The sequence below is a fragment of the Mycobacterium sp. genome, assembly GCF_019243155.1.
Classification (GTDB): domain Bacteria; phylum Actinomycetota; class Actinomycetes; order Mycobacteriales; family Mycobacteriaceae; genus Mycobacterium.
In genome coordinates, this window is the sequence record NZ_JAFAUS010000098.1 from 1 (window position 1) to 21,375 (window position 21,375).

General features: G+C 67.0%; 19 protein-coding genes. 7 read left to right on the plus strand and 12 right to left on the minus strand.

Going from position 1 to position 21,375, the window contains the following annotated elements:
* The 5 genes from JOZ00_RS05005 to JOZ00_RS05025 form a co-directional block, all read left to right on the plus strand.
* Nucleotides 1-837: carboxyl transferase domain-containing protein (locus JOZ00_RS05005; protein ID WP_293340571.1), on the plus strand; the 837-nt coding region annotated here is incomplete at its 5' end.
* Between the two features lie 5 nt (nucleotides 838-842).
* Entirely contained in the window at nucleotides 843-2,819 is a 1,977-nt protein-coding gene (locus tag JOZ00_RS05010; RefSeq protein WP_293340574.1) for a biotin carboxylase N-terminal domain-containing protein, read from the plus strand.
* Nucleotides 2,816-3,982: an acyl-CoA dehydrogenase family protein gene (locus JOZ00_RS05015; protein ID WP_293340577.1), complete on the plus strand. Its 1,167-nt coding sequence runs from the start codon at nucleotides 2,816-2,818 to the stop codon at nucleotides 3,980-3,982. Before JOZ00_RS05010 ends, JOZ00_RS05015 begins: the two co-directional genes overlap by 4 nt.
* Nucleotides 3,982-4,761 carry an enoyl-CoA hydratase family protein gene (locus JOZ00_RS05020; RefSeq protein WP_293340579.1) on the plus strand — a complete coding sequence of 260 codons (780 nt, stop codon included), beginning with the start codon at nucleotides 3,982-3,984 and terminating at the stop codon, nucleotides 4,759-4,761. The genes JOZ00_RS05015 and JOZ00_RS05020 overlap by 1 nt, the downstream gene beginning before the upstream one ends.
* Nucleotides 4,762-4,891: 130 nt before the next feature.
* Nucleotides 4,892-5,491, plus strand: a complete 600-nt coding sequence (locus tag JOZ00_RS05025; RefSeq protein ID WP_293340582.1) for a DUF1707 domain-containing protein — start codon at nucleotides 4,892-4,894, stop codon at nucleotides 5,489-5,491.
* A gap of 42 nt (nucleotides 5,492-5,533) precedes the next feature.
* Here the strand turns inward: JOZ00_RS05025 and JOZ00_RS05030 are convergent, their stop codons facing one another.
* From JOZ00_RS05030 to JOZ00_RS05050, 5 genes are all read right to left on the minus strand, one after another.
* Nucleotides 5,534-6,379 carry an aldo/keto reductase gene (locus tag JOZ00_RS05030; RefSeq protein ID WP_293340585.1) on the minus strand — a complete coding sequence of 282 codons (846 nt, stop codon included), beginning with the start codon at nucleotides 6,377-6,379 and terminating at the stop codon, nucleotides 5,534-5,536.
* 41 nt (nucleotides 6,380-6,420) lie between these two features.
* Nucleotides 6,421-7,281, minus strand: a complete 861-nt coding sequence (locus JOZ00_RS05035) for an SDR family oxidoreductase (protein ID WP_293340588.1) — start codon at nucleotides 7,279-7,281, stop codon at nucleotides 6,421-6,423.
* Nucleotides 7,282-7,382: 101 nt separating this feature from the next.
* Complete coding sequence (locus JOZ00_RS05040) at nucleotides 7,383-9,377, minus strand: VWA domain-containing protein (RefSeq protein WP_293340590.1); 1,995 nt, start codon at nucleotides 9,375-9,377, stop codon at nucleotides 7,383-7,385.
* Nucleotides 9,370-10,752: an ATP-binding protein gene (locus JOZ00_RS05045; protein WP_293340593.1), complete on the minus strand. Its 1,383-nt coding sequence runs from the start codon at nucleotides 10,750-10,752 to the stop codon at nucleotides 9,370-9,372. The genes JOZ00_RS05040 and JOZ00_RS05045 overlap by 8 nt, the downstream gene beginning before the upstream one ends.
* A gap of 119 nt (nucleotides 10,753-10,871) precedes the next feature.
* Complete coding sequence (locus JOZ00_RS05050) at nucleotides 10,872-11,210, minus strand: hypothetical protein (protein ID WP_293340596.1); 339 nt, start codon at nucleotides 11,208-11,210, stop codon at nucleotides 10,872-10,874.
* Nucleotide 11,211: 1 nt separating this feature from the next.
* On the opposite strand from JOZ00_RS05050, the gene JOZ00_RS05055 reads away from it, so the two are divergent.
* Nucleotides 11,212-11,580, plus strand: a complete 369-nt coding sequence (locus tag JOZ00_RS05055; protein WP_293340599.1) for a hypothetical protein — start codon at nucleotides 11,212-11,214, stop codon at nucleotides 11,578-11,580.
* Nucleotides 11,581-11,586: 6 nt separating this feature from the next.
* On the opposite strand, the gene purH is transcribed toward JOZ00_RS05055, so the two are convergent.
* From purH to JOZ00_RS05075, 4 genes are all read right to left on the minus strand, one after another.
* A complete protein-coding gene (gene purH / locus JOZ00_RS05060; RefSeq protein ID WP_293340601.1) occupies nucleotides 11,587-13,170 on the minus strand; it encodes a bifunctional phosphoribosylaminoimidazolecarboxamide formyltransferase/IMP cyclohydrolase in 1,584 nt (527 codons plus the stop codon).
* Nucleotides 13,167-13,814, minus strand: a complete 648-nt coding sequence (purN, locus tag JOZ00_RS05065; RefSeq protein ID WP_293340604.1) for a phosphoribosylglycinamide formyltransferase — start codon at nucleotides 13,812-13,814, stop codon at nucleotides 13,167-13,169. The genes purH and purN overlap by 4 nt, the downstream gene beginning before the upstream one ends.
* A gap of 106 nt (nucleotides 13,815-13,920) precedes the next feature.
* Nucleotides 13,921-15,279: a DUF6350 family protein gene (locus JOZ00_RS05070; RefSeq protein ID WP_293340607.1), complete on the minus strand. Its 1,359-nt coding sequence runs from the start codon at nucleotides 15,277-15,279 to the stop codon at nucleotides 13,921-13,923.
* Between the two features lie 47 nt (nucleotides 15,280-15,326).
* Entirely contained in the window at nucleotides 15,327-16,235 is a 909-nt protein-coding gene (locus tag JOZ00_RS05075; protein WP_293340610.1) for a DUF5336 domain-containing protein, read from the minus strand.
* Between the two features lie 245 nt (nucleotides 16,236-16,480).
* On the opposite strand from JOZ00_RS05075, the gene JOZ00_RS05080 reads away from it, so the two are divergent.
* Nucleotides 16,481-17,329, plus strand: a complete 849-nt coding sequence (locus tag JOZ00_RS05080) for an LLM class F420-dependent oxidoreductase (protein ID WP_293340613.1) — start codon at nucleotides 16,481-16,483, stop codon at nucleotides 17,327-17,329.
* A 96-nt stretch (nucleotides 17,330-17,425) separates the two neighbouring features.
* On the opposite strand, the gene JOZ00_RS05085 is transcribed toward JOZ00_RS05080, so the two are convergent.
* The 3 genes from JOZ00_RS05085 to sucC all read right to left on the minus strand — a co-directional run bounded on the left by JOZ00_RS05085 (nucleotide 17,426) and on the right by sucC (nucleotide 21,138).
* The gene (locus tag JOZ00_RS05085) at nucleotides 17,426-18,952 is read right to left on the minus strand and encodes an acetyl-CoA acetyltransferase (protein ID WP_293340616.1); all 1,527 of its coding nucleotides are present in this window, start codon (nucleotides 18,950-18,952) and stop codon (nucleotides 17,426-17,428) included.
* 107 nt (nucleotides 18,953-19,059) lie between these two features.
* Nucleotides 19,060-19,962: a succinate--CoA ligase subunit alpha gene (sucD, locus tag JOZ00_RS05090; protein WP_293340619.1), complete on the minus strand. Its 903-nt coding sequence runs from the start codon at nucleotides 19,960-19,962 to the stop codon at nucleotides 19,060-19,062.
* A gap of 12 nt (nucleotides 19,963-19,974) precedes the next feature.
* Entirely contained in the window at nucleotides 19,975-21,138 is a 1,164-nt protein-coding gene (gene sucC / locus JOZ00_RS05095; RefSeq protein WP_293340622.1) for an ADP-forming succinate--CoA ligase subunit beta, read from the minus strand.
* Between the last annotated feature and the right edge of the window lie 237 nt (nucleotides 21,139-21,375).

The window sequence follows — 21,375 nt, forward strand, 5'->3', positions numbered from 1 at the left end:
GGGCGCCGGATCGTGGCGCGGCTGAACTGGGTCAAGCAGGGACCGCCTCCGGCGCCGGTGGCCGAACCCCTGTTCGACGGCGAGGAGCTGATCGGTATCGTGCCACCGGATCTGCGGATCCCGTTCGATCCGCGCGAGGTGATCGCCCGCATCGTCGACGGCTCCGAGTTCGACGAATTCAAGCCGCTTTACGGCTCTTCGCTGGTGACCGGGTGGGCCCGGCTGTACGGCTATCCGCTGGGCATCCTGGCCAACGCGCGCGGGGTGCTGTTCAGCGAGGAGTCGCAGAAGGCCACCCAGTTCATCCAGCTGGCAAACCGCTCGAACACGCCATTGTTGTTCCTGCCCAACACCACCGGCTACATGGTGGGCAAGGACTACGAGGAAGGCGGCATGATCAAGCACGGCTCGATGATGATCAACGCCGTCTCTAACTCCACGGTGCCGCACATCTCGCTGCTGATCGGCGCATCGTACGGCGCGGGCCATTACGGCATGTGCGGACGCGCCTACGACCCGAGGTTCCTGTTCGCCTGGCCCAGCGCCAAACCCGCGGTGATGGGCGGCGCGCAACTGGCCGGCGTGCTCTCGATCGTGAACCGTGCGGCGACCGAGGCCCGCGGCCAGCAGGTCGACGAGGAGGCCGACGCGGCGATGCGGGCCGCCGTCGAAGGCCAGATCGAAGCCGAGTCACTGCCGCTCGTGCTGTCCGGAATGCTCTACGACGACGGGGTGATCGACCCGCGCGACACCCGCACCGTGCTCGGAATGTGTTTGTCCGCCATTGCCACTGGCCCGATCGAGGGGACGTCGAACTTCGGCGTCTTCAGGATGTGAACCGTATGCCGATCACTCGAGTTCTGGTCGCCAACCGTGGCGAGATCGCGCGGCGCGTGTTCGCCACCTGCCGCCGGCTGGGCCTTGGCACCGTCGCCGTCTACACCGAACCGGACGAGGCGTCGCCGCACGTCGCGGAAGCTGACGCCCGAGTGCGCCTCGCGGAGATCAAAGGCTATCTGAACGCCGAGGCCATCATCGCCGCCGCAAACGCCGCCGGTGCCGACGCGGTGCACCCGGGCTACGGATTCCTCTCGGAGAACGCCGAATTCGCCTCCGCCGTACAGGCTGCGGGCCTGACCTGGGTCGGGCCGCCCGTCGATGCGGTGCGCGCGATGGGCTCCAAGATCGAGTCCAAGAAGCTCATGTCCACCGCCGGGGTCCCGGTGCTCGACGAGCTCGACCCCGACACCGTCACCGAGGCGCAGCTGCCGGTGCTGGTCAAAGCCTCGGCGGGTGGTGGAGGCCGCGGCATGCGCGTGGTCCGCGAATTATCCTCATTACCTGGCGAAGTCGAGGCGGCGCGGCGCGAGGCGCAGTCCGCTTTCGGTGATCCCACGGTGTTCTGCGAACGCTATCTGCCGACCGGGCACCACATCGAGGTTCAGGTCATGGCCGACGCCCATGGCACCGTGTGGGCCGTCGGCGAGCGGGAATGCTCGATTCAGCGACGCCACCAGAAGATCATCGAAGAGGCGCCCGCGCCGTTGGTGGAACGCACGCCGGGCATGCGCGACAAGCTATTCGACGCGGCTCGGCTCGCCGCCGGCGCGATCGGCTACACGGGTGCCGGCACGGTGGAATTCCTCGCCGACGATAACGGCGAGTTCTACTTCCTGGAGATGAACACCCGGTTGCAGGTCGAGCACCCGGTTACCGAGGAGACCACCGGACTCGATCTGGTCGAATTGCAGCTGTCGGTCGCCGATGGCGAGCGACTCTGTCCGAAACCACCTGCTGCCCAAGGACATTCGATCGAGGCCCGGCTGTACGCCGAGGACCCGGCCCGCGGCTGGCAGCCGCAGGCCGGCCGGGTGCACACCTTCGAAGTGCCGGCCGTCCGGACGCGATTCGACTCGCTGGGACAGCGCACCGGGATCCGGCTGGACTCCGGCATCGCCGACGGATCGGTGGTGTCGATCCACTACGACCCCATGCTCGCCAAGGTCATCTCGTACGCGCCGACCCGCAGGCAGTCCGCGCTGGTGCTGGCCGACGCGCTGGCCCGCACCCGGCTGCACGGGTTGCGCACCAACCGAGAGCTGCTGGTCAACGTGCTGCGGCATCCCGCCTTCCTCGAAGGCGCAACCGACACCGCGTTTTTCGACACCCATGACCTTGCGGTGTTGTCCACGCCGCTGGCCGACGTCACGACCGTCCGACGGTCGGCGGTGGCCGCCGCGCTGGCCGACGCCGCGCACAACCGCGCCACGGCGCAGGTGTTGGGGCCGGTCCCCAGCGGCTGGCGCAACCTGTCGTCGGGCTACCAGGTCAAGACCTACCGCGATGACAACGACACCGAACACCGCGTCGAATACCGCTTCACCAGAACGGGTTTGGTGTTCGCCGGTGGTGAGTCGATACAGCTGATCACAGCGGCGCCCGACCAGGTCGTCCTGGCCGACGCCAACGGGGTGGCCTGCAACTTCGCGGTCGCCCGCTACGGTGACGACATCTACGTCGATTCGGCGCGCGGACCCGTGCACCTCGTCGCCGTACCCCGGTTCCCGGAGCCGGGCTCGGCCGTCGAGAAGGGATCGCTGGTAGCGCCGATGCCCGGCAACGTGATCCGGCTCGGCGCCGACCAGGGCGAGACGGTGACTGCCGGCCAGCCGTTGATCTGGCTGGAGGCGATGAAAATGGAACACACGATCACAGCGCCGGCAGACGGGGTCCTCGCGGAGCTCAACGTCGCCCCCGGCCAGCAAGTCGAAGTCGGCGCCGTCCTGGCCCGCGTCGAATCGGAAGGAGATCCCCAGTGACAGACACCAGCTTCATCGAGAGCGAGGAGCGCAAGGCCCTGCGCAAGTCGGTGGCCGCGTGGGCGTCCAACTATGGCGCCGAGTACTATCTGAAGAAGGCTCGCGCGCACGAGCACACCACCGAATTATGGTCCGAGGCAGGAAAACTCGGGTTCCTGGGCGTCAACCTGCCCGAGGAGTACGGTGGTGGCGGCGCGGGCATGTACGAGCTGTCGCTGGTGATGGAGGAGATGGCGGCCGCGGGCAGCGCGCTGCTGCTGATGGTGGTCTCACCAGCCATCAACGGCACCATCATCAGCAAGTTCGGCACCGAGGAGCAGAAGAAGCGCTGGATCCCGGGCATTGCCGACGGCACGTTGACGATGGCATTCGCGATCACCGAGCCGGACGCGGGATCCAACTCGCACAAGATCACCACCACCGCCCGCCGCGACGGCAGCGACTGGATCCTCAAGGGGCAGAAGGTCTACATCTCCGGCATCGACCAAGCCCAAGCGGTGCTGATGGTGGCGCGCACCGAAGAGGCTAAGACCGGCAAGCTGCGCCCGGCGCTGTTCGTCATACCCACCGACGCGCCCGGCTTCAGCTACACGCCGATCGAGATGGAGCTCATCAGCCCCGAGCGGCAGTTCCAGGTCTTCCTCGACGACGTCCGGCTGCCCTCCGACGCGCTGGTGGGTGCCGAAGATGCCGCGATTGCACAGCTTTTCGCCGGTCTGAACCCCGAGCGGATCATGGGGGCGGCCAGCTCGGTGGGCATGGGCCGGTTCGCGCTCAACAGGGCCGTCGACTACGTCAAGACCCGGCAGGTCTGGGGCACACCGATCGGCGCGCACCAGGGCCTGTCACATCCGTTGGCGCAGTGCCACATTGAGGTCGAGATGGCCAAGCTCATGATGCAGAAGGCCGCGACGCTGTACGACAACGGCGACGACATGGGCGCGGCCGAGGCCGCCAACATGGCCAAATACGCTGCGGCCGAAGCGGCTACCCGCTCCGTCGACCAGGCCGTGCAGTCGATGGGCGGCAACGGGTTGACCAAGGAATACGGCGTCGCCGCGATGCTGGCCTCCGCCCGGCTGGGACGCATCGCCCCGATCAGCCGTGAGATGGTGCTGAACTTCGTGGCACAGACATCGCTTGGCCTGCCCCGAAGCTACTGATGGACACGCTTGTCGATTACGCCGGTCCGGCCGAGTCCGGAGGCCCGTTCGCGCGGCTGACCCTGAACTCGCCACACAACCGCAACGCACTGTCGACCGCCCTCGTCAGCCAGCTACATCAAGGGCTGCGCGACGCCGCGGCGGACCCGGCCGTGCGTGCGGTGGTGCTCGGACACACCGGCGGAACCTTCTGCGCCGGTGCCGACCTCAGTGAGGCCGGGGACGGCCACCCATACGACACGGCCGTGGGGCGGGCCCGTGAGATGGCCGCCCTGATGCGCGCCATCGTTTCCTCGCCGCGGCCCGTGATCGGCGCCGTGAACGGCCATGTGCGGGCGGGCGGATTCGGCTTGGTCGGCGCGTGCGACATCGTGGTCGCCGGTCCCGCGAGCACCTTCGCGCTGACCGAGGCGCGCATCGGCGTCGCGCCGGCGATCATCTCGCTGACCCTGCTGCCGAAGATGTCGCCGCGGGCCGCGGCGCGCTACTACATCACCGGTGAGAAGTTCGACGCCCAGGAGGCCGCGGCGATCGGACTGATCACGATCGCGACCGACGACGTCGATGCCGCCGTCGACGAACTGATCGCCGGTGTGGGCCGCGGTTCGCCCCAGGGGCTCGCCGCATCGAAGGCACTCACAACAGCCGCGGTGCTCGAGGGGTTCGATCGCGATGCCGAACGGCTCGCTCAGGAATCGGCCCGGCTGTTCGTGTCCGACGAAGCCCGCGAGGGTATGTTGGCCTTCCTCGAAAAGCGCGCGCCGAGTTGGTCGAGTTAGCCATTCAAGTTAGCCAGGTGTGCAACAACGACAGCCTCCGAGAGGCCCGCGGCGCCGCCCGGCGCCATGGAAGGTTGCAGTTTGACCAATCCTCTTGCAGCAAAAGCTGGACGTCGTAGGCTCGTGGGTGATGAGCAACTCTGCACAACGCGATGCGAAGGACACGCGCGACGAATCGTCGCGCGCGGCCGACACCGACCGCATCCAGATCGCGCAGTTGCTCGCCTACGCGGCCGAGCAGGGACGCCTACAGCTCAAGGACTACGAAGACCGCCTGACCAAGGCTTACGCTGCGACAACGTATGAGGAGCTGGATCAGCTCCGGGCCGATCTGCCCGGAACTCCGATCAGTCCACGCCGGGGCGGCAAGACCAATCCCGCTCCGTCCACACTGCTGCTGGCACTGATGAGCGGCTTCGAGCGACGCGGCCGATGGAACGTTCCGAAGAAGCTGACCACGTTCACCTTCTGGGGCAGCGGCGTGGTGGACCTGCGCTACGCAGACTTCACCTCGACCGAGGTCGACATCCACGCGATGTCGATCATGGGCGTGCAGAACATTTTGCTGCCGCCCGAAGTCAACGTCGAAATCCACGGCCGCGGCGTGATGGGTAACTTCGACCACAACGTCCTCGGCCAGGGCACGCCCGGCGCACCGAAGGTCAACATCCGCGGCTTCTCGCTGTGGGGCGGTGTCGGTGTCCGGCGCAAGGCCCGTCGGTCGCGCTGACGGCAGTTCACCGAAAACCGTTGTGCTGCAGGGTCTATCGCGTCACGCCACGTAGTCGAAGGTGTCCGGATTAGGGCCTGTCCTACCCGACTCACCCTTGTCCAGTGCCGAAATGTCATCCATGTCGGCGCTGTCCAGCTCGAAGTCGAAAAGCTCGAAGTTGGCCTGAATCCGTTCCGGCGTCACCGATTTGGGGAAAACGATGTCGCCCCGCTGGATGTGCCAGCGCAGCACCACCTGCGCGGGGGTGATGCCACGCGCATCGGCGATGCGGATGACCACCGGATCCTTGAGCACGTCGCCCCGGGCGATCGGTGACCATGCCTCGATGGCGATGCCATGATCGCGGGCATAGTCCCGGACGGTCTCATTGGTGAAATAGGGATGGATCTCTACCTGGTTGACCGCCGGGACGATGTCGGTCTCCTTCGCAAGCCGATCCAGTTGCGCCGGTTGGAAATTCGAGACACCGATGCTGCGGGCGCGTCCGTCGCGCGCGAACTCCTCAAGCGTTTTCCAGGTCGATACGAAGTCGCCACAGTACAACGTGGGCAGCGGCCAGTGGATGAGGAACAGGTCGACGTAGTCAGAATCCAGTGCCTTCAAAGTCTGTTCGAAGGCGCGCCGTGCGTCGTCGGGCTTGTGCGCGCCGTTGTTGAGCTTGCTGGTGATGAAAACCTCACCGCGGTCCAGCCCGGCGTCGCGGATTCCTTGGGCAACCTCTTTCTCGTTTCCGTACATCTCGGCGGTGTCGATGTGCCGGTACCCGATGTCCAGCGCGGTCTTCACCGATGCTGCGGTCCGCTCGGGCTCGATCTGATACACGCCGAAACCGAGCTGCGGAATGCGCACACCGTCAGCGATTTCGATCGTTGGAACTTCAGTCATGTGTCCTCCTTTGTCGTCCTTGTACCCGGTCAAGAAAGGACCTACCCGCTTGGCTGGCCGGAAACCGGAGTCTCGGGTTGCATGTCGAAGGAAGCCTGCAGGTTGGCAGGCCGCGTACCCAAACCTTCTGTTGTCTTGCGACTCCACGGCGCCTCGACGAGACGCTTGGTCTCCTCGAGCATGGACTTGGGCTCCAGGTTGCGGTAGGTGTCGATCTCGCCCGCCGCGACCGCCGTCATCGTGGCGTACACCGGCTCGGGGTCGAACTGCGCGCGGGGGAACGCCAGCTTCGAGTAGTCGAAGAGCCGTTCCGAGCCGTCGTCCTCCCAGCTCTGCCAGGTCTGGAACATCCGGTCGTTGAACCCGGTCAGGAACGGCCCGGGATTGACCGTCGCCACCTCGATGTTGAACTCCTGCAGCTCGTTCGCCATGGTTTCGGCGATCGCCTCGACAGCGTGCTTGGAGGCCGCGTATAGGCCGGTAAAGGGATTGACGTTGAGCCCTTCTCGCGACGACACCCAGACGATTCGCCCCTCGCCTCGCTTGACCATCTGCTTGGCGATCCCCTGGGTCAGCAACAGCGGCCCCAATACATTCACCTCGAACTGTTCGCGCATGTTGACCGCCGGGATGTCGACGGTCGAACCGCCCTCCCCGACGCCGGCGTTGTTCACCAAGATCTCGACGTTCCACGCCAGCGCCTTCTTGCGGTCGCCCGGGTCGGTGACGTCCAACTTCTCGACCTGCAGCGTGACCCCCCGCGCGGCGGCCTGGCGCTTCAGGGTCTGCACCTGGGCCCAGATCTCGACCGCGGCGATCACGTCGAACCCCTTCTCGGCCAGACGCATTGCCACTTCGTGTCCGAACCCGGTACCCGACCCTGTGATGAGAACCTTTTTCATGACGGTTTCCTCTCCTGCGGCACCTCGCGGGCGGGTTGACTCAGCACACAACCCAGGCGAATTTTGCCAGCAGTTCGGTAAATCCGCTCTGTGCCATGAATTCAGCGGCGGCGTCGGGACCGCAGGTAATCGCCCACCACGGCCGCGCCCAGGCCGTCGAGGTCGGGGACCACGACACGTCCTTCCACGCGACGGGCGACTTGGTCGATGAACCGCGCCAGGCCGGGATCACTGCCCAACCGGAAAATCGTCACCTGCGCACCAAGGCGCGCCATTTCGTCGAAACCCCGAACGGTGTGGGCGATGGTGCGCGGGTGCGGCGGGTAGTCGAAGAACACGGTCGTGCCGTCGCCGTCGAAGTCCTCCAGGTGAGCGGTCGGCTCACCGTCGGTCACCACCAGCACCACGGGCTGCGCGTTGGGGTGCCGCCGCAAGTGGCGGCCGGCCAGCGCCAGCGCGTGATGCAGGTTGGTGCCCTGTTCGTAGACACCCTCCAGGCCGGTGAGCTCGGCGGCGGTCACCGTACGGGCGTAGCGGCCAAAGGCGATGATTTGCAAGGCATCCGAACGGAAGCGCGTGCACACCAGATGGTTGAGCGCCAGCGCCGTCTGCTTCATCGGCAGCCAGCGATTCTCCATCACCATGGAGAACGAGGTGTCGACCAACAGCGCGACGGCGGCCTGCGTGCGCGTCTCGGTCTCGGAGACCTCGACGTCGTCGACGGTGATGTTGAGCCGGCCACGCGCGGTATCGAGGGTCGACGTGCCCGCCTGGCGCAGCACGGCGTTGGTCAACGTGCGGGGGATGTTCCACGGTTCGGTGTCGCCGAACTGCCAGGGCCGCGTCGCGCCGGTCAGCTCCCCGGCCGCCCCTGCGCGTCGCAGCTCGCGGTCACCACGGCGGCCGGAAAGTTGTTGCGCCACATCGCGTAACGCTGTCTCGCCGAGTCGGCGCATGGCCTTCGGCGAGAGCCGCCACTGTCCGTCCGAACCGCGATCCAGGAAACCCTGATTGACCAGTGCGCGTTCCAATTCGGCCAGCGTTCGCGCGTCGACGGCCGCCTCGTCGCCGAGCTGGCGGGCCAGGGCCTCAAGGTCGACATCGTCCATGGTCGCGCCCGGATAACTCTGCGACAGCTGCTCGGCGAGTTGCTCCAGCTCCGCGACATCGGCCAGGGCCTGCGTGCCCTCCCCCATGCCGAACGGGTTGTCGCCGGAGAACTGCTCGGACCCCCTCCAGTCCTCACCCGGACGGGCCGCCTGCAGGTGCGCGTCGAGGCGGTTCAGCGACTCCATCAGTGCAGGAGACCCAAAAGCCTGCTGCGCCAAGGCATCCAGCTCGGCGCGCTGCTCGGAGCTCAGGCTATTGCGGAAACGCTGCGCGGCGGCGGCGCGCTTGGCCAGCGAGTCCAGCAGCTCATCGACGTTGCGCGGGTTCTCCGGGAAGAACTCGCCGTGCTGATTCATGAAGTTCTCGAAGTCCTGCTGCGTGTCCTCGCCGCGGGCGTGCTTGTCCAGCAACTCGTTGAGGTCGTTCAGCATCTCGTTGACGCGCTGGCGATCCTCGTCGGTGGCACCCTCCAGCGCCTGCTTCATACCGGCGAATCGTTGATCCAGCATCTCGCGGCCGAGCAGATCCTTGATCTGCTCGTACTTTTCGCGGGCCTCGCCGCTGCGCCAGTTGTAGTCGGAGAGCTCCTGCACGGCTTTGGCGGGTGAGGGCGGCAGCGCGTCCAACTGCAGTTCACCGAACCGGGCGTCGTCGTCGAGCGCGCGGGCGAGTTCCTTGCGTTCGGCCAGCACCGCCTCGTCGAGCAGCTTCTTGATCTCTTGCAAAGTGCCGTCGAGGTTGTTGCGGCGCAACAACTCCCGGCGGCGTTTGTTGGCTTCGGCCGCCATCCGGTCGGCGCCGGGCATGTTCTTGGTACCCCGGCGCAGCAACTCGGACAGCGCGCGGCGCGGCGACGTGCCGCCCATGACGTCCTGACCGATCTGTTCGAGCGCCTCGCGCAGGTCCACCGGCGGAGCCAGCGGGTCCGGCCCGCCGGTGTACGCCGAGTAGCGCGATGAGTGTCCCCTCGAAACAGGTTTAGCCATAAACGGTTTGACCCTCCCCGGACACCTTGTCGATACGCTTGGCCAGATACAAAGCCTCGAGTGCGAGCTCCAGCGCCGCGGCGCGTTCACCCTCGGATTGAGCGTTGAGCTTCACGGCGATCTTGTCCACGACGGGCAAGGAGGGAACCGCGGCCAACACGTCCTTCGCGGACACCCGCTCACCCGTCGTGACGGCAGAACCGCCTTCGACCGCCGACACCAACGAACCGACGTCGATGCCGCCCAGGACCCGCGACGCAGTGTCCGCGGTCGCCCGGCGCAACAGGTGCTCGAGCACGGCTTGTTCGCGGCCCTCCTCGCCGGACTCGAATTCCAGCTTGCCGCGCAGGACGTCGATCACCGTGCCGAGATCGACCACTCGGGCCACCGGATCGGTCTCCCCCAGCACCGCGCCGCGATGCCGTGCCGCGGCCGCGACGGTCTCCGCCGCGGCGATCGCGAACCGCGCCGAGACCCCGGACCGCTGGTCGACCGAATTCGACTCGCGCAGGTATCGGGCGAATCGGGCGATCACCTGCATCAGGTAATCGGGCACCTGCGCCGACAGGTGTGCCTCCTGGACGATGACGCCCACCTCCGCCTCCAGCTCCAGCGGGTAGTGGGTCCGGATCTCCGCGCCGAACCGGTCCTTGAGCGGAGTGATGATGCGACCCCGGTTCGTGTAGTCCTCGGGGTTGGCGCTGGCGACCACCAACACGTCCAGCGGCAGGCGCAGCGTGTAACCGCGGACCTGAATGTCGCGCTCCTCCATCACGTTGAGCATCGACACCTGGATGCGCTCGGCCAGGTCGGGGAGTTCGTTGACCGCGACGATGCCGCGGTGGGCGCGCGGAATCAGGCCGTAGGCGATGGTCTCCGGGTCCCCGAGGCTGCGGCCCTCTGCGACCTTGATCGGGTCGATGTCGCCGACCAGGTCGGCAACGCTGGTGTCGGGCGTGGCCAGCTTCTCGGTGTAGCGCTCGCTGCGGTGCTTCCACTCCACCGGCAGGTCGTCGCCGAGGGTGGCGGCCTTGCGGATCGACTCCGGAGTGATCGGTGAGTACGGGTGCTCGCCCAGCTCCGCGCCGGCGATCACCGGCGTCCACTCGTCGAGTAACCCGACGAGCGCGCGCAGCAGCCGGGTCTTGCCCTGACCGCGTTCGCCGAGCAGGACGAAGTCATGACCCGCGATGAGCGCCCGCTCCAGCTGGGGCAAGACGGTGTCCTCGAAACCCAGGATGCCCGGCCAGACGTCGTCGCCTTCGGCGAGCGCTGTCAGCAGATTCTCCCGGATTTCCTGCTTGATTCCCCGTTCACGATGACCAGTGGCGCGCAGTTCGCCGACGGTGCGGGGCAGGGTACTCGGTGATGTCACGACTCCACGCTACGACGGTGCCGGCGATACGGCACTTTCCCCTCCCACTGAAGGGTCCGCTAAAAGCGAAAGCCGGGCAATCGCAATCGACTGCCCGGCCTCGAAGTTGACGCGACCTGTTAGCTCGGGGTGACGGTGGCGTCCGCGTCGCCCGGCTTCCACGTGATGGTGCCGTGCTCGAACGTCGACTTGAAGGAACCGTCGGGAAGAGCTTGCTCGTCGGCCGTCGGGTAACCCAGCTTGCCCTGCGAGGCTTGGTTCGCGTTCCACGCATCGCGAATCTTGCCCCACACGAAGTAGACCGGGCTGCCGGTCCGGTAGATCAGAACGCCGCCGTCGAACTGCTGGTAGGAACCGCTGCCGTCCAACGTCTTTTTCTCGTTGTCGTACGGAGCGCCCAGGTCCTTCTTTTGCGCGTCGTTAAGACTTTGAAACTTCGCGAGAATTGGTCCTGACACGGTGTACGGCGTTCCGTTGGCACCGTTTATTTGGGTCGAGGGTCCGGCCGGCGTGGTCGCCGGGGAAGCCGACGAAGTCTCAGACGAGGCCGGCGACGACGCTGCGGAAGTGCTGGCCGAAGATGAAGATCCGCTGTTGTTGTTGTGGCTGCATGCGGAGCCGACCAATCCAAACGCCGCGATTGCAATGGAAAATGCCGCTGTTCGTTTTGTGATTTCGCGCATTTCATTCCTCTCGAATTGGATTTCCATCCTCGGCCGACCCATTTCGGACTCTATTGCGCGCGGCGTGCGCCCGGCAAGGCTCGTAGACAGATTTTGCCGACCCGACACGAGCAGGCGAAAACTACTGATCGTCGGGCGTCACTGAGCGATGTCAGTGCGCGAAGTGGCGTGCCCCGGTGAGGTACAGCGTGATGCCGGCGTTAGCCGCCGCCGCGGTCACCTCGTCGTCGCGCACCGATCCGCCCGGATGCACGATCGCCTTCACTCCCGCGCCGGTCAGCGTCTCGAGACCGTCGGGGAACGGGAAGAACGCATCCGACGCCGCGACCGCGCCGCGGACCCGGTCGCCGCCGCGTTCAACGGCCAGCCGCGCCGCGTCGACCCGGTTCACCTGCCCCATCCCGACGCCGATGGTGGCGCCGCCGGACGCGATCACGATCGCGTTCGACTTGACCGCGCGGCACGATCGCCACGCGAAAACCAAGTCGGTCAGCGTCGCCGGGTCGGCCGGTGAGCCAGTCGCCAGGGTCCAGTTCGCGGGGTTGTCACCGTGCGCGTCGAGTTCGTCGCGTTGCTGCACCAGGAGTCCCCCGCTGACCGGCCGCAGTTCGTTACCACCGGTCAGCGGCTCGGAGCCCACCAGCACGCGGATGTTCTTCTTGCGCGTCAGCGCGTCCAGGGCGCCCGGCGCGTAGGCGGGCGCCACGATCACCTCGGTGAAGATGGTGCTGACGTACTCGGCCATCTCGACGCTGACTTCGGTGTTCGAGGCGATGACTCCCCCGAACGCGCTCAACGGGTCGCATTCGTGGGCCTTGCGGTGTGCGTCCGCGACCGATACCGATGAGATCGCGATCCCACATGGGTTGGCGTGCTTGATGATTGCCACACACGTCTCTTCGTGATCGAAGGCGGCGCGCCAGGCCGCGTCCGCATCGGTGAAGTTGTTGTAGGACATCTCTTTTCCGTGCAGCTGCTCGGCCTGCGCCAACCCGGGCCAGGCGGCGGGGTCGCCGTAGAGCGCCGCCTGCTGGTGGGGGTTCTCGCCATAGCGCAGCATCGCCGAGCGACGCCAGCTACGGCCGAGCCACTGCGGAAAGGCCGTCGGCGGATGCTCGGGCGCCAGGGTCGACTCCATCCAGCTCGCCACCGCGATGTCGTATTCCGCGGTGTGCTGAAATGCCAACGACGCCAGCTTCTTCCGCTCGCTGAGGGTGAATCCGCCGGCGCGGACCGCGGCGAGCACTCCGTCATACCCCCGCGGGTCGGTGACCACCGCGACGCTGGGATGGTTCTTCGCCGACGCCCGGACCATCGAAGGCCCGCCGATGTCGATCTGCTCGACGCACTCGTCGATGCTCGCGCCGGAATCGACGGTCTCGCTGAAGGGGTACAAGTTGACGACGACGAGTTCGAACGCCGCGATCCCGAGCTGCTCGAGCGCGTCGGCGTGCTCGGGTTTACGAAGGTCGGCCAGCAGCCCAGCGTGCACGCGCGGGTGCAGCGTCTTGACCCGGCCGTCGAGCACCTCGGGAAAACCAGTCAGCTCCTCCACGCGGGTCACCGGAATCCCTTTTTCGGCAATGGTCTTCGCCGTTGAACCGGTCGAGACGATCTCCACGCCCGCCTCGGTCAACCCCGTGGCGAGTTCGATGAGCCCGGTCTTGTCGTACACGCTGATCAAAGCGCGGCGGATCGGCCTTTTCGCCGTCTCACGCCATTCGTCAGTGCTCATCGGTGGGTCGCCTCTCGTCCGATCGTCGCTTTTCTCCCGACCAGGGTCAGGCCGCCGGTCGCAATCGCTGCCACCACGTCCACCAGCAGCTTCCGCTCGGTGACTTTGATGCGCTCATGCAGAGTTTCTTCGCTGTCGCCGTCGAGCACCGCAACGGATTGCTGCGCCAAGATCGGCCCGGTGTCCATCCCGGCATCTACCAGGTGCACCGTACAGCCTGTGATCTTCACGCCGTAGGTCAACGCATCGGCCACTCCGTGTGCTCCCGGGAACGCCGGCAGCAGCGCCGGATGGGTGTTGATGATGCGTCCATAGAACCTCGAAAGGAACTGCGGCCCAAGTATTTTCATGAACCCTGCCGACACCACCAGATCGGGCGAGTGCACGGCGGCCGCCTCGGTGATGGCCGCGTCCCATGCCTCGCGGTCCGAGTGATCGCCGAGCCGGACGGTGAACGCGGGCACCGACGCCCCGGCGGCGATCTCGGTGGCCAGACAGTCGCGGTCGGCGCCGACGCCGACGACCCGGGCTGGAAAGTCGCCGACCGCGGCCTCGAGCAGTGAGTTCAGCAGCGATCCGGTGCCCGACGCGAGTACCACCAGCCGCGCCGGTGCACTCGGGGGCACATGGAGCGGTTCGGCCACATCGCGAGCCTAGTCGGGCGACGATGCGTGCCGGCACGGCACGCTGAGGAGCCCGACGATTCGACCCAGCAAGTTCCCCAGCGCTCCCGCGTCGGCTCGCTGGGGGCTAGTCGTCGGAGTCGCGCTCGACCGCTTTGGGCTCCGGTTCGTCGGCGGGCGTCGCGTCGTCAACGCCGTTAACCGGCGCGTCCCGCGCCGGTTCCACGTCCGCCAGTTCGTCGCCCTCGAACTCCTCGTCCGGCGGCAGGTCCTCGCGTTCCTCAAACAGCCCGGCGAAGTCGGCCGGTTCCTCGGCCGCCGGGGCGGGCGCGGGTTTCGGCCTGACCCGCCTGGGACGGCGGCGGATTCCACCCGTCATCACCACGGTGATGCCGCCGACGAACGCGAACCAGAAGAACACACCGATGATCAGGGCGCCCTGGTCGACGCCGACGCCGCCGAAGTTGCCGAGCCGGCCGCTGCCCGCGTATGCGAGCAACGACATCGCCAACGCCCCGGCGACAGAGGCGACCAGAAGTTTGGCGAACGCCGGGACCAGCGGCAGCGCCCGGCGTGCGCACTGCTGTCCGACTGCCACCCCCGAGGACGCACCGATGATGAGCAGCGCCACCCACACCGGCCCCAACGGCGGCCTGGGCACCGCGGCCAGGATCGGTAGCGCCGGGATGTCGCCCCCGAAGACCGTGAACGAACTGAACGTTGCGAAGCCGAGATGCGCGCTGGACCCGACCGCGACCGCCGCGGTGCCCACGATGACGTTGGGCGCGTAGAGCATCGACAGCACGCAGATGCTGAATTGGCCGAATATCGAGTCGGTGATTCCGAACAGGTCTTGCATCGTCGCCCAATGCACCACCAGGGACCCGGCGGTCACCAGGCCCGACAGCCCGAGCAACGCCAACACGCCGGCTGATGCCGCACGCACCGAATCGCCCAGCCAGTAGGGCAGCGACCACTCCGCCAGCGCCCGTCGTCCCACCCGGGACCACACGCCGATCGCGGCGCCGATGGCGTGCACGACGGCCACGCTCAGGAACGCGCGCAGGGCGCTGGGCGTCTGCAGTTCGGTGATCACCGACGACGCGTCATGAATCACCGCCAACGCCATCGCCGCCATCAGCAGCGGGCCACCCAGCGCCGACGCGATCACCCAGCGCACCACCAGCCACGACGAATACGGCGCGGTGGCCCGCGCAGTGCTGCGAGCGGTGGCCCAGACCATCAACAGCACGGGCAGCAACGGCATCACGCCGAGCACGCGACCGCCGATCGAGATCGGTACCTGGTGCACGCCGAGCCAGATGCTGGCGATGGCCCCCAGGGCGCCCGTCATGTCGCTATTGGCGATCAGCAGCTGGAGCAGCGTGATCGCCGCGATGATGACCAAGGCCACCACTGCCGGGCCGAACGCGACCCTGACAAGGTCACGCGCCTGGCGAGCGCCGGCGGCCCGGTTGTCCTCCACGCGTGTCACTCTTGCGCATGCCCCCGGCTAAGCGCGAGAAGACACGGTCAGGAAGGCGCTGGCCCAGACGGTGACGACGGCGACTGCTCCTCCGAGCCGTAGGACTGCTGGCCACCGGCGTGGTTGGAGTAGTTGGCCGGAGCAGACCCCGCCTCGGAGCCGGCGGCGGACGACGGCGGCGGGCTGAAGCTCGGGAAGCCGGTGGGCGGCGTGGACGGCCCCTGGTGGTGTGTGCCTGCCTGCGGGGCCGACTGCGGCGACGGCTGAGCGCCGAAACCACCGGTCGGAACCGCGGACTGGGTCGGGGCCTGGCTCGGCGGGTAGCCGCTGTACTGCGACCCGTACCCGCCATGCTGCGGGGACTGCTGGGCGCCCGGCTGTCCGTAGTAGGGCTGCTGCTGACCGTACTGCCCGCCGTATTGCCCGTACTGGCCGTACTGCGAGTAGGGGTCGTACTTGGGCCGCGGGGCCGGCGCGCTGATCACACCCGACTCCAGGAGCACCGCGACGATCGCGGCGATCGCCTGCAGCACGTTGCACGCGACCAAGGGCCACATCGCCCAGCCGATCGCGAAGCCGGCGGGCAGGTTGACCGTCTCGGTGATGGCCAGCAGTGCGCCGAGAGTCGCGACCACCGCAACGACTCCGCCGTAGTTCCTGCCCTTGGGCAGCAAGCTCAGCGCGGCCAGCAGGGAGGCAAGCACCGCGACGATGACCGCGGTGCCGGCGTCGCCGGCGCGCCCACCCACACCCGGGCCGAGGTCGGCGCTGATGGTGAAGGTCGGCCCGAAGTTGAGGAGGTAGGACACCAAACCGAGCACCACCACCGCGACGTTCAGGTACCGCGGGAACTTGCTCTTGCCGTCATCGTCCTTGGCGAAGGACGGTGTGGTGCCCGCATAGGAGCCGCCGGACGAAGCTGGTGGGTATCCGGGGCTACCGGGAGAGTAGGTCATGGCTCCTCCTGTTGCTTCCAGTGCCTAAGTGCCTTCGCGGCGCCAAAGTTGCGGTGCAACGCTGCACTTCCAGGCGCGCCGGTCCATGAACCCCCGTGCGTGAACCGGTTGCGTTGCGACGCGGTCGATCACCCACGCTAGCGCACGTGCGCACGCACGTGGCGTGCCCACCGCCTTGGACGCGAAACCGCCCTGAGTCGGAAGCAGCTTGCTCACCGTAGGTAGAACACGTTCTAATTCTCTGCATGGATTACGGGCTCGTGCTTTTTACCAGTGACCGTGGCATCGCTCCGGCGGCAGCCGCCAAGCTTGCCGATGACCACGGCTTCAAGACCTTCTACGTGCCAGAACACACCCACATTCCGGTGAAGCGGGAGGCCGCGCATCCGACCACGGGCGATGCTTCGCTGCCCGACGACCGCTACATGCGCACGCTAGACCCATGGGTAAGTCTGGGCGCCGCATGCGCCGTCACGTCGCGGGTGCGGCTGTCGACCGCGGTTGCGCTGCCGGTCGAACATGACCCGATCACGTTGGCGAAAAGCATCGCGACCCTGGACCACCTGTCCGGCGGACGGGTGAGCCTCGGCGTCGGGTTCGGGTGGAACACCGACGAGCTCGCCGACCACGGCGTCCCCGCTGGGCGGCGCCGCACCTGCCTGCGCGAATACATCGAAGCGATGCGTGCCCTGTGGACCCAAGAGGAAGCCTCCTACGACGGCGAGTTCGTCAAATTCGGGCCCAGCTGGGCATGGCCCAAGCCCGTGCAGTCACACATCCCGGTGCTGGTGGGCGCGGCCGGGAATGAGAAGAACTTCAAATGGATCGCCCGCAGCGCCGACGGCTGGATCACCACTCCGCGCGACTTTGACATCGACGAGCTGGTAAAGCTGCTGCAGGACACCTGGGCGGCCGCGGGCCGCGACGGCGCTCCTCAGATCGTGGCGCTGGACTTCAAACCGGTGCCCGAGAAGCTCGCCAAGTGGGCCGAACTCGGGGTGACCGAGGTGCTGTTCGGGATGCCGGACACCGGCGAGGCCGAGGTCGCCGCTTACGTCGAACGGCTCGCCGGCAAGCTGGCCGCTTTAGTCTGAGGCTCAGGCGCTCATCGCGAGATATAAGCCACGGCGACCGCTCGCGGCGTGTCGTGTGCGTGGTTTATGTGTCGTTGGACCGACGAGGTGTAGGGCTCAGGCCGACGCGGCCCGGTTGTGCTTCTCCGTAGGCCGCACCACGATCGACGCCCCGAGCGGCTCGCCCTCGCTGAGCAACCCGACCAGATCGGGGTCCTCGGTCAGCGCCAGGAAGCGGCTGCCGTCGGCGTCGAGGCGGCCGACGATGAGGCCGGTGTGCACCGGCCAGTCGTAGCGCACGGTGTAGGTCTCGATGGTCGCCGGACCGTCGGCCTTGATGGTTACCGGCACCTTGGGGCGGGCGGCGACCTCGGCGCGCAATGCGGCGCTGTTGTCAGGCTTCCAGCCGACCGGCGCGGTGGAGTAGACCCCGACGGAGTACTTGCTCATGATTCCGCCGTTGGCGGCGACCAGGCCGAATTGTCCTGGGAGGTCTCGCATCTCGCTGACGGTCTCGGCGATGCCGTGCAGCGAGTAGTTGTTTCCCGGCCCGCCGAAGTAGGGCAGGCCGCCGGTGAGAGTCAGCCCGCGCGGATCGTCGGTGGCGAGACCCATCCCGTCGCAGAAGTTGAACACCGGCACAGGGAAGCAGCTGTAGAGGTCGAAGGTCGCGACGTCGTCGATGCCGACGCCGGCCCAGGCGAGTGCTTCCTGGACCGCCAGCACCGAGGCCGAGTTGTGCGTCAGGTCGACGCGGTCCAGCAGCGGCTGGTCCACCATGTCGGCGTGGCCGTGCAAGAAGACCCAGCGCTCCTCGGGCACGCCGAGCCGGCGGGCGGCGGCCACCGACATCAGCAGCGCGGCCGCCCCCTGGTTGACCTGATCACGGGCCACCAGCAGCCGCGGGTACGGGTCGCAGATCATCCGGTTGGACTCGGTCACGGTGATGAGCTCGTCGACGCTGCGCTCCACCGGGGCGGACGCGAACGGGTTCTTCGCCGCCACCTTGGTGAACGGGGCGAACAGCTCGCCCATCTGGCGCCGGTAGTCGGCGACGCTCAAGCCCAGCCGGCCACGGCGCGCGTTCTCCAGCAGCCCATACTGCGCCGGCGCTCCGATCAGACCGTGCGCGATGGTGTGGTCGTCGAACAGGCCGTCGTAACCGAAGCCCCGATCCTCCAGGGATCCCGCGACCGTGTCGGAATGGTTCGGCTTCTCCCGGTCGGCGAAATACCGGATGCTTGAGGTGTTTTCGGAGCCGAAGATCATCACGACCTCCGCCTGACCCGAGGCGATGACGCCGGCGAACTCGGTGACCAGATGCTGGGGGCCTTGGCCGCCGATGGGCTCGAGAACCGCGCGCGCCGGTGCGGCACCGATGCGCTTGGCAACCGACCGCGGGTAGTTGGTGGACTTGCCCATCGGCGCGGGGGTGCGCCCGGAAAGCTCGAACTGCCGGATCGCGGCGACGGTATCGATGGCCGCCGCGACGGCCGTGGCGTCGGCCCCAGAGTCATGCAGTGCGGCCTGCGCCGCCGCCGTCGCCAGCTCCACCGACGACATCCCGCAGTAGCCGGAGTCCTCGATGCGCTCGGTGAACTGCCCAACACCGACGACAACGGGGGTGCTCGGGTCGAGATTCATAGACCCACTATGTACTGCACAGCCCCGCAGCCCAAATCGGGGCGATCGCCGCTACCCCTGATGGCGGCGACCCGCTTCACCCGGCTACACCGCGCTTGCGATCGCCGCTATAGCGACTTCAGGATTTCCCGAGCCAGCTCCGCCGTCTCCGACGGCGTCTTGCCGACCTTGACCCCGGCAGCCTCCAGGGCCTCCTTCTTGGCGGCCGCGGTGCCAGACGAGCCCGACACGATGGCGCCCGCGTGACCCATCGTCTTGCCCTCCGGCGCAGTGAATCCCGCGACGTAGCCGACGACCGGCTTGGACACGTTGGCCTTGATGTAGTCGGCCGCCCGCTCCTCGGCGTCGCCACCGATCTCACCGATCATCACGATGACCTTGGTCTCGGGGTCCTTCTCGAAGGCCTCGATGGCGTCGATGTGGGTGGTGCCGATCACCGGGTCGCCGCCGATGCCGATCGAGGTGGAGAAGCCGAAATCGCGCAGCTCGTACATCATCTGGTAGGTCAGCGTGCCGGACTTGGACACCAGCCCGACCGGACCGGGGCCGCTGATGTTGGCCGGGGTGATGCCGGCCAGTGCCGTTCCCGGGGTGATGATCCCCGGACAGTTCGGCCCGATGATCCGGGTCTTCTGCCCTTTGTCCACGTTGTAGGCCCACGCATACGCGCTGTCCTGCACCGGAATTCCCTCGGTGATGACCACCAACAGCGGGATCTCGGCGTCGATGGCCTCGATGATCGCGTCCTTGGCGAACTTGGGCGGCACGAAGACGACCGACACGTTGGCGCCCGTCTCCTTCATCGCCTCCGCGACGGTGCCGAACACCGGCAGCTCGACGTCCTTGCCGACCGAGTCGACGTGGGACACGGTGGTGCCCGCCTTGCGGGCGTTCACGCCACCCACCAGCTGGGTCCCCGCCTTCAGCATCAGCGCGGTGTGCTTGGTGCCCTCGCCGCCGGTGATGCCCTGGACGATTACTTTTGAGTCCTTGTTCAAAAAGATCGACATCGCTTGGCTTCCTTACTTGTTCGCCAGCTCGGCGGCTTTGTCGGCACCGGCGTCCATGGTCTCGGCCTGGATCACCAGCGGGTGATTGGCATCGGCGAGGATCTTGCGGCCCTGGTCGACGTTGTTGCCGTCGAGGCGGACCACGAGCGGCTTGTTGGCCTCGTCGCCGAGCATGTTCAGTGCCGTCACGATGCCGTTGGCGACGGCGTCACAGGAGGTGATGCCGCCGAACACGTTGACGAAGACGCTCTTGACCTGCTTGTCGTTCAGGATGACGTCGAGCCCGGCAGCCATCACCTCGGCCGACGCGCCACCACCGATGTCGAGGAAGTTCGCCGGCTTGACCCCGCCGTGCTTCTCGCCCGCGTAGGCGACGACGTCGAGGGTCGACATCACCAGGCCCGCGCCGTTGCCGATGATGCCGACCGCGCCGTCCAGCTTGACGTAGTTGAGGTCGTGCTCCTTGGCCTTGAGCTCGAGGGGATCGGTCGCGTCGCGGTCTTCGAACTCGGCGTGGCCGGGCTGCCGGAAGTCGGCGTTGGCGTCCAGGGTGACCTTGCCGTCCAGCGCCAGGATCCGGTCCTCGGGGTCGCGCACCAGCGGGTTGACCTCGACCAGCGTCGCGTCCTCGGCGACGAAGAGCTCCCACAGCTTGCTGATGGTGACGGCGGCCGCGTCGAGCACCTCGGCCGGCAGGTGGCCCTGCTCGGCGATGGAACGCGCGGTCGCCAGGTCGACACCCTTGACGGCGTCCACCGGAACCTTGGCCAGCCGGTCGGGCTTGGTGGCCGCCACCTCTTCGATTTCCATGCCGCCCTCGACTGAGCACATGGCCAGGTAGGTGCGGTTGGCCCGGTCGAGCAGGAAGGAGATGTAGTACTCCTGGGCGATGTCGCTGGCCTCGGCGACCAGCAGCTTCTTGACGACGTGGCCCTTGATGTCGAGGCCGAGGATGTTCTTCGCGTGCTCGTAGGCGTCCTCCGGGGTGGCGGCGTACTTGACGCCGCCGGCCTTTCCGCGCCCGCCCACTTTGACCTGCGCCTTGACCATCACCGGGCGACCGATCTCGGTCGCGATTTCACGAGCGCCCTCGGCAGTGTCGGTCACCCGGCCGGGGGTGGTGGGTACGTTGTGCTTGCCGAACAATTCTTTAGCTTGATACTCGAAAAGGTCCATGGACTCACTGTCTTCGCTCGACTCGACTACTAGGTCTGCAGGTACGCGGTGCCGCGTTCAGCGACTCGCACGGAGGAACTTTATCCACCCCCAAAACGGCCTCTACGCTCGCGTCCACCGATGTGGCGCAGCTCACCGCTTACCTGCCAACGGCTTTCGTGATCCAAGTCACAATTCTCACCGGATTCTGCAGCGAGGTTGCCAGCCCCGCGAGTTAGCGGATACCTTCCTAGGGTC